Genomic DNA, 14,950 nt, shown 5'->3' on the forward strand with positions numbered 1-14,950 from the left:
AAATTTAAAATAATACATATAAATGATGACAGCTAACGAAATACGTGAGTCTTACAAGCAGTTTTTTGCTTCAAAAGGTCACACTATTGTGCCATCTGCGCCTATGGTGATTAAAGATGACCCTACATTGATGTTTACTAACGCTGGAATGAATCAATGGAAAGATATCATTCTTGGTACAAAAGACCCAGAGCCACGTCGTAGAGCCGATTCTCAAAAGTGCTTAAGAGTAAGCGGAAAGCATAATGACCTTGAGGAAGTGGGACATGATACCTATCACCACACCATGTTCGAGATGCTTGGAAACTGGAGTTTTGGCGATTATTTTAAAGAAGAAGCCATTGACTATGCGTGGGAATATTTAGTTGATGTACTTCATTTAGACCCTAAAGACCTTTATGTAACAGTGTTCGAAGGTTCTAAAGAGGATAACATTGCTCGTGATGATGATGCCGCTTCATTCTGGAGAAAGCATCTTCCTGAAGACCATATCATCAACGGAAACAAGCATGATAACTTCTGGGAAATGGGCGATACAGGTCCTTGTGGTCCTTGTTCAGAGATACATCTCGACTCAAGAACGCCAGAAGAGAAGCTCAAAGTAAAGGGTTCAGAACTCGTTAACAAAGATGATCCACAAGTAATAGAGATTTGGAACATCGTGTTTATGCAGTTTAACCGCAAATCAGATGGTTCATTAGAGCCATTAAGCATGAATGTTATCGATACAGGTATGGGCTTTGAGCGTTTAGTTCGTGCACTTCAAGGCAAGAACAGTAACTATGATACAGACATTTTCCAACCTATTATAAAAGAGATTTGCAAGCTTTCGCATAAGAACTACGGCGAAGATAACGCAGTAGATGTGGCTATGCGTGTTATTGCAGACCACCTTAGAGCTGTTGCTTTCTCTATTGCTGACGGACAATTGCCAAGCAATGCAAAGGCAGGATATGTAATTAGACGTATCCTTCGTCGTGCTATTCGCTACGCATACACCTTCTTACACCAAAGAGAAGCGTTTATATACCGACTCATTCCTACTCTTATTGCAGAAATGGGACAGGCTTATCCTGAACTAACTGCACAACGTGAGTTGATTGGAAGAGTGATTAAAGAAGAAGAAGATTCATTCCTTCGCACTCTAGAAAAAGGTATTTCAATGCTTAATGATGCTATCGAAGTGTTGAAAAAAGAAGGAAAGAGCGAACTAGATGGCGTGCAAGCGTTCCGTCTTTTCGATACTTATGGATTCCCACTCGACCTAACTGAGTTGATTTGCCGTGAACATCAAATAACAGTTAATGCTGAACAGTTTGATGAAGAGATGCGCAAGCAAAAAGAAAGAGCACGTAATGCGGCTGTAGTTGAGAGCACAGATTGGGTAGAGTTGGCTGCAGGTGAGCAACAATTTGTGGGATACGACTACACAGAATATGAGTGTCAGATTCTTCGTTATCGTCAGGTTACCCAAAAGAAGAATACCTATTTCGAGCTAGTTCTAAACAATACACCTTTCTATGGTGAAATGGGTGGACAAGTAGGAGATAAAGGTGTGCTTGTAAATGAGGACGAAACCATTGAAATAATCGATACAAAAAGAGAGAATGGACAAAGCATTCATATCGTAAAGACATTGCCTAAAGATGTTAAAGCAAGCTTTATGGCTTGTGTAGATACCGACAATCGCAATGCAAGTGCTGCTAATCACACCGCTACTCACTTAGTTGATTATGCGTTAAAGCAAGTTCTTGGCGATCATGTTGAGCAAAAAGGTTCTTATGTTTCGACAGAATCTCTACGCTTCGACTTCTCTCATTTCCAAAAAGTAACAGACGAACAGCTTCGTGAAGTAGAACGACTTGTGAACCAATTGATAAGAGAAGATTATCCAATGGACGAACATCGTGACACTCCTATTGAAGAAGCGAGAGAGATGGGTGCTGTTTCTATCTTCGGAGAGAAATATGGTGACAAGGTAAGAGTGGTGCGTTTTGGTCCTAGTTGCGAGTTCTGTGGTGGTATTCACGCTACATCTACTGGTCGACTTGGTATGTTTAAAATCGTAACAGAAACAAGTGTGGCAGCTGGTGTACGTCGTATAGAAGCTATTACAGGTGAAAACTGCGAAGAGCTTGTTTACTCTTTAGAAGACACTATCAGAGCTGTTAAGGCTCTATTCAATAACACTAAAGACCTAAAGGGTGCCGTTGAGAAGTTTATTGAAGAGAACGAGGCAATGAAGAAAGAAGTAGAAAAGTTCAAAGCACAAAACGTTGAGCGTTTGAAAGAATTCTTGTTGAAGGGCGCAAAACAACAAAACGGCATAACAATTGTTACAGGTGTGTTGCCAATCGACGCTTCAGACGCTAAAGACCTTGTGTTTAAGGTTCGTGAAGCCAATCCTTCTCACTTGCTATGTGTTATCGGAACCACAGCAGGAAACAAACCTTTATTGAGCGTTATGCTAAGCGACGATTTGGTGAAAGAACATAACTTAAACGCTGGCGCAATGATTCGTGAGGCAGCTAAGCTAATAAAGGGAGGCGGAGGTGGTCAACCTCACTATGCTTCTGCAGGTGGAAAAGACCTTGAAGGCTTAAATGCTGCAATCGAAAAGGTGATTGAGTTGACACAATTATAAGTATTTTTTTATACGAAATAATATAATCATGGACGAGCATTGATGAGATATCGGTGCTCGTTCATTTCGTTTTTCTTGGTGGTCATATCTTTTTTCTTGACGAACTATAATTATTTGATAGCCAATATGTTTTAGATAGGTAATGATTTGTTGTGCTCAAAGAATATAGATAGTCTGCGACATTAAAAAATAAAGGCGAATAATGTATCTAAAGATATACATATATTTCCTTAAAAACGGATTGACTTGGGCTGAGACTCACGGAAGGAATGGGAGAGTTTTGAAACTTTATAAACATAAGAAAAGAGTGCTCAAATTATTATAATGTGAACGAAAGATTTCTTTTTTTTATTTCTTTGTTATGGTGATTTTATCTATATCAGGGCACCAGCCGTGAGGGTTTGCGATGCGTATGGTGTTCATTCCCTTCTTTAAACGAATGGACATACTAACCGTTTTTACCTCGTTCTTATTCTTACCTGGAGTTTTTATCTCTATCTTTTCACCACCATTCACGCTAAAGAATAGGATTCTGTCTTCATCTGTAACATAACTTAATGTGATAATATAGTCTCCTTCTTTTTGCGAAAATACATTGCGCCACTCCATATAGTTGTCTTCGTGGTTGCCAAGCCATTCCACTTTTGCTCCTCCAGAGCAGTAAGAAGCGGCACTATATTGGGCATATCCAAGTGTGTTATTCTTGCCAATATTTTGAAATCGTTGTAACCAAGCAGTCTCTGCCTCGTAGTTGGTGCGTTGTTTGCGTTGCTTTCCTTTTAGAACGAAGATACGAGTGTCGTGAAATGGCACACTAACTTTCATTGTTTTTGTGGTTATTGCGGGCAAATCTTGTTGTGTAAAGACATCACGCACTTTCACTTTGCCGTCTAAATCTACATCTTCTACATTCAGCAAAAAGTCTTGATTGTTATCAGTTGGGTTATATATCGCCACCGCACGGGTTGTTCCATTCAATGTTAGTATATCTTTCACATAAAGATACACTCCTTTTTCCACCTTTACTATATAGGCTTGCAGGGCAAGGGGATCTTGATTAAGGGCAATCAATTCTTTATTTTTAAGCAAAGCCAATGATTTTGCAGGTATGGTAGTCATGTCACAGCCAATGAGTAGGGGCGAACTTTGAATACACCACATACCGAAATGAGTTCGTTCTTCAGCTTCTGATAGCCCACGACCTATCTCTAACATATCCATATCATTGTAATGCCCTTCGGTTGCATAGGCAGAAAGGTAACGATTCTTTGCTATAATGCGTTTAATAGCTTTCCAATCTGCAGATATATCTGCATCAATACGCCATGAAGTTCCCACTGAATGTACCCAAGTTCCAGGGAAATTCCAACGGCAAACGTTGATGCGCACGTCTTTTCTACCAGTATAATCTATAGCATTTCGAATGGCAGTGTAACGCTCTTGTTCATTAAGTTGAAGATGTTCTGTGTTTTGTGGGGCATCACCACCACAGAAGTCTATCTTAATAAAATCGAACTTTAAATCTTTAAAAAAGAAATTGGCATCTTGTTGTTCGTGCTCATACAGCCCAACACCAGCTCCTTTTTCGTCTTTATCCCAATAATTACCACAGGTATTACGCCCTGCATCTGAATAAATTCCTGCCTTAAAACCTAATTTATGAATGTGACTAACAACGGGTTGCAATCCATTTGGAAAACGTAAAGGGTGAATAAGTAACTGACCTTTGCTGTCTCGTCCTCCAAAATATCCATCATCGATGTTGATATATTGGTATCCCACATCTTTCAAACCTTGCTGTAGCATTGTATCGGCTTGTTTCTTAATTAAATCGGCACTGATATTAACTCGATAAGTGTTCCACGAACTCCAGCCCATTGTGGGCTTTTCATAGGGTTGGGCTGTGACTGATAGACTTATTGCCCATGCTATTATCATTGAAATTTTCTTCTTATATGTCATTGTAGGGTTGATCTTTGGTTACTTTAAAGTATATCATTACAAGTATATAAAGCTCTTTGATAAGTTTAACTCTATTAAGTTAGAGCGTTCTACTTGTTATTGTTATTTACAAAGTTAATTATTTGTTTTGCTCTTTCGATATTAATTTTTTGATAAATTTATAAGGAGACTAATAAGTAGAAATAATAAAATGTGTTTTTGTTATTGAATTTCAACAAAGAAGATTGAAAGTTATAAGTTGTTTTAGTGTTTTTGAGTTTTGCATCTTATAATTTTTGATACTGCAATAGAATATAAAAAAGTAATTATTAAGAATAGTTTCTGGAGTGATAATGTGAAAGATGGTGATAAATTAACCATCAATACTATTGACAATCTTAAACCAGATGTTATAATTACGTGAGTTTTCTCTTGTAGGAAATTGGGTGTTATCAAGCAGAAACAATGTGGGTTCATTTTTCACCCTCAGGTTGCATCACAAGGAGAAAATTTTATAAACAACGGAAAATGTTTCAAGCTTCTAATCATGAGCGTGAAAACCTTTCAACAGTAGGTGCTAAGAAACAAGGATGGGGAAGTTCATTAAGTATGGTTCTTCCATTCTTAATGCCTGGTCAAGGATAATAAAGAAAAACGTTTTAGTGTTTGTTTTCTGTAACAGAACAGCATAAATCAAAAATAAAGAAATCCTCAAATATTTCATTGAATAAAAGATGAAACATTTGAGGATTTCTTATTATAGGTTGAACCCATGTTAATTTTATAAGATAAAATAGAAACACTACCTATACTCGATTTATATCACCCTTTATAAGAGTATAGCTCCCAATAGAACTTAGTCTAATTCAATAGTTCACTTAGAAAGTGGTAGATGTTATATGATTTATCATTATACATGCTATGGTTAAACAGAGCAATAGATGACCCTTGTAACAGTCCTTTCGGTGTACTATATGAAAGGGATAGAGGAGTTTTTGTATCGATTATTTGCGTTTGGGCAGATTAGCGATACTTGCTTTTATTATATTAATGGTAGACTTGTCTGTAGAGAACACCGAGTAAAGCCCTTGTGGCTCTTGTGGTGGGTCGCACATATAGTCGTCTCCAGGTATCCATTGTTCGTGTTTGGGTTGCGCATGACCTCCCCAACCCCAGAAATTACAACCTACAAAGTATCCATCTTTGGCTAAGTTGTCTGCTAATAGCGAGAATACGTAGCTATAATAGGCATCTCGAGCAGTGGTAGACGATTGTTTAGAGAAAGAAACACCATCTCGTGGATAACCAAATTCTTCCATAACTAGAGGTTTGTTGATCTTGGCACAGATATCTAAATGGCGGTCTAAATAGTCTTTGGTGTAGTCTTGAGCTTGTCGCATATTTAGCATTAGCGAGTCTTTTTTAGCCCACCCCCAATTGTAAGGCCAAATATGTACGTTACAATAGTCTACATTTGGGTCGGAACAGATGCGCTGCCATGAATCATAATCAGCTTCACAACCGAATGCTCCTTCAGAACCAATGCTCACTAAATGTCGTTTATCGATACTCTTCATCATTGCTGCTGCCTTAGCAATCCACGCTTCGAACTGGGGTAGGGCAGTCTTATTGAACGCACGTGGCTCGTTGCAAATTTGCCATGACATGATAGCATGATCGTCAGTGTAGGGCTTTCCTGTGTAGCGGTTGGTGCGTTTGAGAATGAAATTGATGTGATTGAAGAAGAGTTGTTGCGCCTTTTGATTGGTAGCAAATTGCGATGCGTACTTAACATAGGCAGAATATCCCACCTCGTTAGGCTGTTGTGCCTTGCCTCCACCTGCCTTTTCGAGGTAGAAACCATAGCCACCACTCCATTCCCAAGAGTTGTTTAGGTAGAGTACTGCTACCATTCCACGTTGTTGAAGCTGAAGCATCAGATAGTCGAGACCATCTAATATTGTATCGTTATACACACCAGGAGAAGGCTGGAGTATTGGAGATGCTTTCCATTTAATTCCTTCTTCACCATCGCTACCCACCAATATGCGCAGATTATTTATGCCTAGACGTTTCATTTCATCTAGTTCACGGTTCAGTCTTTTTCTGTTTCCGCCCTTCCCTTTCGAACCAAGTATGGCTCCATACCAATAGTTTGTTCCGATAAAAGTGTAGGGTTTGCCGTCACGATAGAGTTTGCCGTCCTTTACTGTAACGAAAGATTGCGCCTTAACGGCTGTAGCACAAAGAAGAAATAATGCCATGATGCAGTATCGTATTTTATTCATTGCTATTTATTCTTTATTAATAAAATAATGAGTCAGTGGTGTTATTTAGCTTTTAATCTCAACTTAAAAGTGCGAGTGCAAATATAGTTACTTTGTTTGATATTTCATCATTTTGTTTTATAAATGATGTCTTGAATGCTATTAATGCAAATGAAATGAGGGAGCAGTTGAAATAAATAACTATATTTGTAATAGTTATGTTGGATTTTATGATGAATGGCAGGCTTATAAAGTATGTAATCAAAATAAAGGTAGGCTTATAATACAAAAAAAGGAGAAATGAAGCATCAAACAAATATCAACGAAATAGAGCAGGCTATCAGTAAGAATCGTCTCTGCTTATTCTATGTTAAGGCTCCCGATTGTGGAGTTTGCAATGTTATGCACAGCAAAGTTGAACGACTAGTAGAGGACTATCCTCAGCTATTATCATTTTACACGGACATAACAGAAGAGCCTTTGATAGCTAGTCGATTCCTGGTATATGCAGGACCAACCGTATTACTTATATTAGAAGGCAAAGAGGTCTATCGAAGTTCTCGCTTTATAGACTTAAAAGAACTGGGAAGAAAGATTGTTCAACTAATAGAGTTTTTGGAGTTATGAGGTTGCTTGGTGCAAAACAACACGCCATAGGAGTCCTATAGACTCGCAAGGAAAGTCTTTCTGGAATAAGCTTCAAAAAAGAATAAAGGGACCAATTATAGATGCTCCCATACATCTTCCGAACTCAAGTAGGTCAAACTCCTCAACTTCTAATCAAAAGACATAATTATGAGAAAGGTGTTTTTAAAAATTTATTGGCTAATTATAGCCATAATCCTTATTTGGTGTATGATAAGTGAATTCATATCTGTACTTTATTTGCTGGGCTCCCAAAGTAAATACACAGATACTTGTTTGTTTTTTTTAGATACGCTTTTACCTGACATAGTAAGCTTAATTGCATATGCTATTCTCCTTTGGGTATGCATAAAAAAATGGCAAAAAATGTTATGATGCAGTGCTAAGATGTTGGTTATTCTTTTTGATTTCTACTCAATTGTTGATTAAATTTCACTTTAACGTTTCTCGTATTTTCCTGCCGAAGTTCCTTTACCTCATTACTTGTTGCTTTACGGACGGTGTCACCATCGAGACGAGCCTTTCCTGCCTCTATAAATTCCTTATCCCGAGTTCAGGTTTGATTAGGATTTACTGAATAATTCTTTTTTGTTGTCATTGTGCAAATATATTTTTTTTGTTAATAATTATAAATCATCCCCTCCCCAAAAAAAAAACTTAATTGGAACTCAAGTTATGCACATTTGTTAGACAACGTATAATTTTCTATTTTGCAGGAAACAAAAAAGGAATCTGTTATTGAGCAGATTCCTTTTTCTTCTTTACAAGATAATTCACTTAATAATTAGTTCTCTTGTACAAATTTTCCGTTGACATAATTCAATGTGTAGGACTTATTTTTGATTGTCTTCAATACAAGCTTATCTTCTTTGTATCTCAATTCACAGTTTCCTCCATTCTTTGAAAGAATAGTAACAGATTTTAAAATGCCATTCTTCCAGCAAATGTCTAATTCAAAGTTACCTTTGGCACAAAGACCTTTCACCTCTCCATCTTTCCATACATCTGGTAGTGCTGGTAGTAAGTGGATGAATCCCATATGACTTTGCATTAGCATTTCTGTTACACCTGCAGTACCACCAAAGTTACCATCGATTTGGAAAGGAGGATGTGTGTCCCAAAGATTATCTAGTGTACCATTCTTTAGCAGGTTCCCATAGAGTTTATATGCATGATTGCCATCATGTAGGCGTGCCCATTGGTTGAGTTTCCATCCCATGCTCCATCCTGTAGCTCCGTCACCACGATGATTAAGAACAACCTTTGATGCTTCTGCTAATGCTGGAGTTGTAATTGGTGAAATTGTATGTCCTGGATGCAATCCGAACAAATGGTTTACATGTCGGTGCTGATCGTTTGGATCATCAATATCTTTCGACCATTCCAACAATTGTCCATAACGTCCCACCTTATAGGGTGCGATTCTTTTTAAGACTTCTTCCCATTGTTTACGCTCCTTTTTATCTACGTCCAAGACCTTTGAAGCATCGATGGCGTTCATCAGTATTTCACGGATAACAGCATGAACGAAGGTTGTTCCTTCGTCAATTGGTCCATGCTCTGGTGAAGTAGAAGGAGCTGCTGTGTAAGTTCCGTCTGGCTTTTTCCATAGGAAATCTACAGCAAAGATAGCACTACTCTTGATAAGATCGTAGCCTACTTCTTTTAAGAATTTCTTATCCCGTGTATAGTCATAGTAATCCCACACGTGAGTAGCAAGCCACGGACCCGCCATTGGGTTGAAGTTCCAAGACATGTCTTCACTTCCCAATGGAGCTGTAAATCCAAAAATATTGCCTGAGATAGAAGCAGTCCAACCTCTTGCATCAAAATAAGCTTGAGCTGTTTTCTCACCGGGTTTAACCAATGTACGGATAAAGTCTATCAATGGGAGGGTACATTCTGATAAGTTTGTCGATCCCGCTGGCCAATAGTTCATCTGTATATTGATATTATTGTGATAGTCTACACGCCATGGACCGTCTACATTGTTATGCCAGATTCCTTGCAAGTTCGCAGGTAGGTTGCCTGGTCTTGAACTAGCAATCAGTAAATAGCGGCCAAATTGGTAGTATAGCTCTTCTAAATAAAAATCTTCCTTACCTTTGCGATAGTTTATCAAACGCTGTGGGGTAGGGATGTCTGAAGTTCTTTGTTCACTATTTAAAGTCAAAGAAACTCGGTTGAACAAAGAAGAATAATCTTTGTAGTGTGCTTCAAGCAAAGCATTGTAACCTTGTGCCACTGCTTTTTTCATCCATGCAGCTGTGGTTTCAGACGGATTTACACCGACGTATGTTCTTGGATTCTTATAGTCAGGATTGAAGTTGACTTTATACTCTGTATCAGCGGTAATCAAGAAGACTACTTCATTGGCACCATTGATAGTTAATTTTCCTTTATCATTATTGATAGTACCTCCTTGGTTTAGAGCCTTGATGCGGACAACATATTCCATTTGGTTGTTGTCAAGATGTGCTTTAAACACCAAACCATTGCTTCCGTCTGCTTCCATCTTACCAGTCGATACTGGATTTGTTTCGTAACTGAATACCAAATTCTGCTTACCTGGTTGGTCAGCCTTAAAACGAACAACCATAATGTTATTAGGATAGGAGATGAAATAGTTACGTTCATATCTCACTCCATCTTTCTTAAACTGTACCACAGCCAATGCTGAATCTAAAGAAAGAGCACGTTTATACTCGCTCATTCCAATGGAACTCAACCCTGTCTCTATATAGAACTCGCCCATGGTTGTAAAATTACCAAAGCGGAAAGGCTTATCTTTCCAAGACTCATAAGGAACAGTACTATTAAAGTTCTTGCGTGTTAACAATGCAGCCTTCTTTTCGTTACCCTCAATGAATGCCTGTCGGATTTCTTTTAAATAATGTGCAGACTGCTTGTTAACATTCCAATATGCATCGGCACCTGCTGACGTGTTGGGACCACCACGCCATAATGTTTTTTCGTTAAAGGTGATGCGTTCAGCTTCTATAGAACCCATAACGTTTGCACCTAAGCTACCATTTCCAAGGGGAAGAGATTGAGATTCCCAATCGGCATCTGGGTTTTGAGCCGTATCACCTGCTGATATTGGTTTGTTTCCGCCTTTCCACTTTTCTGGTTTGTTTCCCCACCAAATAGCTTTGTTTGCTAAGGTTGTAGGTCTATCAAACCAGATGGTGAGGCCATCTTTTATATCAGTAGCGTTTGCTGATAATGCAAAGCTAGCCATAATTGCTAAATGAAATATTTTGTTCATTATTATATTTTATGAAAGTTTTATTGATTGCTTGATTATTGTAATTTCTATATGTTGATATCGTGTTATGATGTTGAGAACAAAGATACTGAAATATTTTGTATAGTAAGTGCTTTTCCCTTTTTTTTGAATTATTGACGTCAAAACATATCCCAAACTTTCTGATAAGGTAATATAGATTTCATACATGGAAGCTGGTCGGCGTCAAGGGCTACATTAGTAGAAACCTCTTTTAAAGACTTTTTGTTGATGGAATACAACTTATTGCGGGACTGAAAAGTAACATGGAAGGAGCTATAATGAGTGTACATGATAGGATCCTACTCAGAAAGATAGTTATTATAGAAACGGTGAATGATAAACTGAAGAACATTGCACAAGTGGAGCACTCCAGACATAGATGCTTTGACAATTTTATCGTCAACTTGTTAAGAGCAATTGTTGCTTATTTCCTGTTTCCAAAGAAGCCGTGCATCAATGTACAAAGGAACTTTGATACACAAATTGCTCTGTTCTAAATTCGTCAAACTCACGTTATTAGAGGTGTTATTCACATGCTTCAACAGCCTTAAAACATGCAAATTGCAGGATTATCTCAATGCTTCAGTCGCTAAGAAAGGGCAAAAATGCGAACGAAAAGAAACGACTTTTGCATAACTTCCTTATTAACAGTATGTTATAAACCTAGCTCATGTCTCGCATATTTGCGACCAACTTTGTCGTTGGTTGTTTACATGCGAGTTATGAGAGGCACTTTGTAAAGAAAATTCAGTATCAATTATCCTACCATGTAGCGTACCCCAAATTTTGCATACGCTGTTTTGTTGACGTTTTTGGTTGTAACCATATCATTTTAAATGCTAGTAGAGAAGGAATATCAAACAAAGGCGGCTAATGTTGAGTGCTTACTCTTAATCTTCTTTTTTCTTCTTGTAGTAATCTTAAAATGCTCTGCTAATTTTAATACAATAGATTAAAATTAACAGAGCGTTTGCATATCACTATCCCATTCTAAAGAAATGGGATGATAGGTTTTGATGATGAAGGGGGAACCCTTATGTATTACATAGAGTTACCTATATCATTTAATCACCTTCTTTCCATTGACAATATACACGCCTTTAGGCAAACGATCGATGTCATCTTTACCCTCTCCAACTTTAACCCCTTGAAGGTTATAGATGACATACTGGTGAGCATTTGTCGTTGTATGGGTAGTGATGCCCAACTCTACGTCATCCAATATAACAGCCAGCGACTTCACGGCGTTTTCGTTATTGATATGATTAGGCTCCACAAAAGCAGAGAAACACTCAACGGTTGGTGCTTGAGACAGCTCAAAGCAATTTGTTTCTGCATTATAGAGATAAGCCGAGACTGGATGATGTTGTTCAATCGTTCCAACAAAGTTATAATTGTCAGAGCCGAGAACACTCTTGACTTGCTGATTGACTTCTACATCCTTGCCATGGATGGTCAGAATCATGTCTGCTGTTGTGTCATGAATGTGTCTTATTTCCAGAAGATAAGGGCAAAAAGCTTCTATATGCTGAGTCGTGTTAAAATAAAGTTTGTTCTCCTGCTCATGAATGAAATTATAAACATGCGACTCGGCTGGTTGGTTGTTTATCTTGATGGCATCGGGAACAAAAGGTAAGGAGACGGTAGTCCATGCGCTTCCTGCATCCTTACCATTGGTAACCAAAGGACGCTGGAATGTAATTTCTCTTGCGGTGAAATTGCGCAACATCTTTATGGGCTGGTTGGTTTGTAAGGTTATCTTCGGTGCTTCATCGCCCAAGATAACATTTTTTCCTTGCAAAGTCACGGGTACGGTGCTTGCTTCGTGTAGATAATATAGACAGTTGGGATTGTTGCTTGGCTTCAACTTTGTATCTTGCTTCACATTCAAGTCGTGCATGTCTACCGCTATGGCATCCGTCAAGTCGATACTCCCTTCTGGCTCAAGAGCCATTGACGTTCCATCTGACAGGTACTTCATCACGGCAGCTTTACATGTAATGGCTCCATTGCATATAGCCTTACCTTGTTGATAGATACCTTCGTATCCCAGTAATGTTACGATATATCTTGTTCCAGGAATCAAGTTGTCGAAAGCAAATGGTAGTGTGATAGTCTTTCCTGCGGGAATGATGGCATTTATCTGTTTCATCTGTACGTCTTGTTTCTCTCCAACTATTGCGATGAGCAAATCGCGGTCGTAATCATCTGTCGCCGTATTTTTAACTTCAAACCGTCCTTCCATGTGGGTGCCATACAGTTCATCCGCCTTTTTACTACTACCGTTTGTGCAGAATACCGATGCTGCTAATTTGGCGTCTGGTATGTTCTTTCCTTCAGCGACGTCCACCTCTCCTTTGCCTACGAAATCGATGTCACGAGCTTGCATGCTGTCCCAAACGTTAATGCGATATTGTGTTTTAGGCTTCGCTACTTCGGGTTGAAAGCTGAAAGGTACTTCTATCGTAGCGCCAGGTGCTATGGATAAGCCTAATACCGAGCGTTTGTTGCCGAAAACAAAACTTAACGAGCCTGTAAAGTCGGGACCAACATTCTTTATTTTTGCCATAGCCGTATAAGTTCTGCCCGTCTTGATGACTTTTGGCATGTCAATGGAAACCAATTTCAATTCTATGGTTTGAGGATTGATGATGGAAGCATTCAGCTGGGTTTCTGTAATATGTAAGTTACATACAGATTTCTCTGAGCCAGGGCAAAGTTGCCAGGTGTTTGCCTTTTTGTCTTTGCACATGGGCAACAACTGATAGTCACCTTTCAGTCCTGCGCCAAAGTTTTTCAAGATTGCCTTATAGAAAGTCCTTTTAGGGGTGATTGGCTCGTACGAGATAAAATCGCTCTCGTGCACTACCTTAATCAACTTGCCGTCTTTATATAAGCCCACGCCCATTTTACCTTCAAAGGGCAACAGCATGTAATTGAACACCTCGTAAGACATACTGAGGTTTTCAAAACCTTGCTCAATTCTTTTTCTCGACATCTGGCTAAGGCCGCGCAAGTGTAGGTCTATTACCGTCATGGCGTCCAACTGCTCTTCACCTTCATTCGGCTTAACGCCTAAAATGGCACACTGGCTCAATGAATATCCGCCCTCAAACGATCCTATTCCTTGTTGGTCTGGATTGAGAACAGACAAGCGGAAATAACCATCAGACAAGCCGCCCCATCCCCAGTTGATGTGAAAGTAATCGCCCGACTCATATCCGTCGCAAACGAATTCGTGTCCACCTCCGGTTGGCGTTACACCACCATACAGAACGGGGCGACCTTCTTTCAATTCCTCGTAAATCATGTTGTTCCATGTCTTTGAGGTATATCCACTACGGTCGGCATAGCGTGCCGTTTTGCTGTATCCAAAATAGTGTGTCAGTGCGTATGGCAACTCAACGGCTATCGTTCCCGAGCCCCCTTGCTTGCCTGTGGCATAGTCCATTTCCGTGGAGACACCGCAATATTTCATCAATTTCGCCACGGCGTTTTTCTGCTCCTGATTGGCATGCTCGTCATACGTTCGCAGCATGTTTTTCCAGTCGAATGTCGTTTTGGGCAGCGTGTCCAAAACCTTTCCTATCTTCGGGCTCTTGTAGCCGGGTATTGTGTCGAGGGTTTCTCCTTGCGGGCATTTATGATAAAACATCACTTGTGCCATGGCTGTTGCGACGCATCCTGTTACCGTTCGTTCAAAAGCTCCCATCGGGCAGGCGTCATTATAGGGTGTTCCTTGATTCCAACGTGTTTCGATGAGCGGACGAATGGAGCGTTTCACGCTTAGTCCCGCACGGGTTTCGGAAGTGGTTTTTAGGTTTTTTAACCGCAGACGGACAGCTGTTTTTATCTCGTGTTCATACAAACTGAGCAAGTCTTTCAATTGCACGGGAATGTTGTTTACGTCAAACTTTCCCGTATAGGCATATCCCAAGACAGCGTCGGTCCGATCGTCTGCCGACGTGATGACAAAGCCTTGCCCGTTTCCATTGTTGAAAACATAATAAGAGTTGGGACACTGCATGACCATTTTCAACTGGTTGCGCTGAGATGTTGCACGAGTGCTTGTCGTTGATTGTTTTTGATTCAAAAATCGCATGGCCAGCTTCATGGCCTCTTGCTTTCCGATGGGATTGGCATTGGCCAAGGTGGAAATGGCGA

Annotated in this window: 7 protein-coding genes; 3 read left to right on the forward strand and 4 right to left on the reverse strand. The window is 39.5% G+C overall.

Features of this window, described 5'->3' with window-relative positions; genetic code table 11:
* Positions 1-25: 25 nt before the first annotated feature.
* Positions 26-2,644, forward strand: a complete 2,619-nt coding sequence (gene alaS, locus HMPREF0669_RS00215) for an alanine--tRNA ligase (RefSeq protein WP_009229019.1) — start codon at positions 26-28, stop codon at positions 2,642-2,644.
* Positions 2,645-2,992: 348 nt separating this feature from the next.
* Here alaS and HMPREF0669_RS00220 read toward each other — a convergent pair whose 3' ends face one another.
* Both HMPREF0669_RS00220 and HMPREF0669_RS00225 read right to left on the reverse strand, forming a co-directional pair.
* The gene (locus HMPREF0669_RS00220) at positions 2,993-4,582 is read right to left on the reverse strand and encodes an alpha-galactosidase (protein WP_020967862.1); all 1,590 of its coding nucleotides are present in this window, start codon (positions 4,580-4,582) and stop codon (positions 2,993-2,995) included.
* Positions 4,583-5,589: 1,007 nt separating this feature from the next.
* A complete protein-coding gene (locus HMPREF0669_RS00225; RefSeq protein ID WP_009229017.1) occupies positions 5,590-6,873 on the reverse strand; it encodes a cellulase family glycosylhydrolase in 1,284 nt (427 codons plus the stop codon).
* A gap of 279 nt (positions 6,874-7,152) precedes the next feature.
* Between HMPREF0669_RS00225 and HMPREF0669_RS00230 the strand changes: the two genes are divergently transcribed.
* Positions 7,153-7,479, forward strand: a complete 327-nt coding sequence (locus HMPREF0669_RS00230; protein ID WP_009229016.1) for a thioredoxin family protein — start codon at positions 7,153-7,155, stop codon at positions 7,477-7,479.
* Positions 7,480-8,281: 802 nt separating this feature from the next.
* Here the strand turns inward: HMPREF0669_RS00230 and HMPREF0669_RS00235 are convergent.
* Positions 8,282-10,765, reverse strand: coding sequence for a glycoside hydrolase N-terminal domain-containing protein (locus HMPREF0669_RS00235; RefSeq protein WP_009229015.1), 2,484 nt, complete (start codon positions 10,763-10,765; stop codon positions 8,282-8,284).
* 299 nt (positions 10,766-11,064) lie between these two features.
* Between HMPREF0669_RS00235 and HMPREF0669_RS00240 the strand changes: the two genes are divergently transcribed.
* On the forward strand, positions 11,065-11,283 hold the full coding sequence (locus HMPREF0669_RS00240) for a transposase (protein ID WP_369808430.1): 219 nt from the start codon (positions 11,065-11,067) through the stop codon (positions 11,281-11,283).
* Positions 11,284-11,846: 563 nt separating this feature from the next.
* On the opposite strand, the gene HMPREF0669_RS00245 is transcribed toward HMPREF0669_RS00240, so the two are convergent.
* The gene (locus HMPREF0669_RS00245) at positions 11,847-14,888 is read right to left on the reverse strand and encodes a C10 family peptidase (protein WP_232236448.1); all 3,042 of its coding nucleotides are present in this window, start codon (positions 14,886-14,888) and stop codon (positions 11,847-11,849) included.
* Positions 14,889-14,950: the final 62 nt, after the last annotated feature.

The sequence above is a fragment of the Prevotella sp. oral taxon 299 str. F0039 genome, assembly GCF_000163055.2.
GTDB lineage: Bacteria > Bacteroidota > Bacteroidia > Bacteroidales > Bacteroidaceae > Prevotella.

What these genes read in the sequence shown, in the direction of transcription:
- alaS (WP_009229019.1), top strand. Translation starts at nt 26, where the DNA reads ATGACAGCTAACGAAATACGTGAGTCTTACAAGCAGTTTTTTGCTTCA.
- HMPREF0669_RS00220 (WP_020967862.1), bottom strand. Translation starts at nt 4,582, where the DNA reads ATGATAATAGCATGGGCAATAAGTCTATCAGTCACAGCCCAACCCTAT.
- HMPREF0669_RS00225 (WP_009229017.1), bottom strand. Translation starts at nt 6,873, where the DNA reads ATGAATAAAATACGATACTGCATCATGGCATTATTTCTTCTTTGTGCT.
- HMPREF0669_RS00230 (WP_009229016.1), top strand. Translation starts at nt 7,153, where the DNA reads ATGAAGCATCAAACAAATATCAACGAAATAGAGCAGGCTATCAGTAAG.
- HMPREF0669_RS00235 (WP_009229015.1), bottom strand. Translation starts at nt 10,765, where the DNA reads ATGAACAAAATATTTCATTTAGCAATTATGGCTAGCTTTGCATTATCA.
- HMPREF0669_RS00240 (WP_369808430.1), top strand. Translation starts at nt 11,065, where the DNA reads ATGAGTGTACATGATAGGATCCTACTCAGAAAGATAGTTATTATAGAA.
- HMPREF0669_RS00245 (WP_232236448.1), bottom strand. Translation starts at nt 14,888, where the DNA reads ATGCGATTTTTGAATCAAAAACAATCAACGACAAGCACTCGTGCAACA.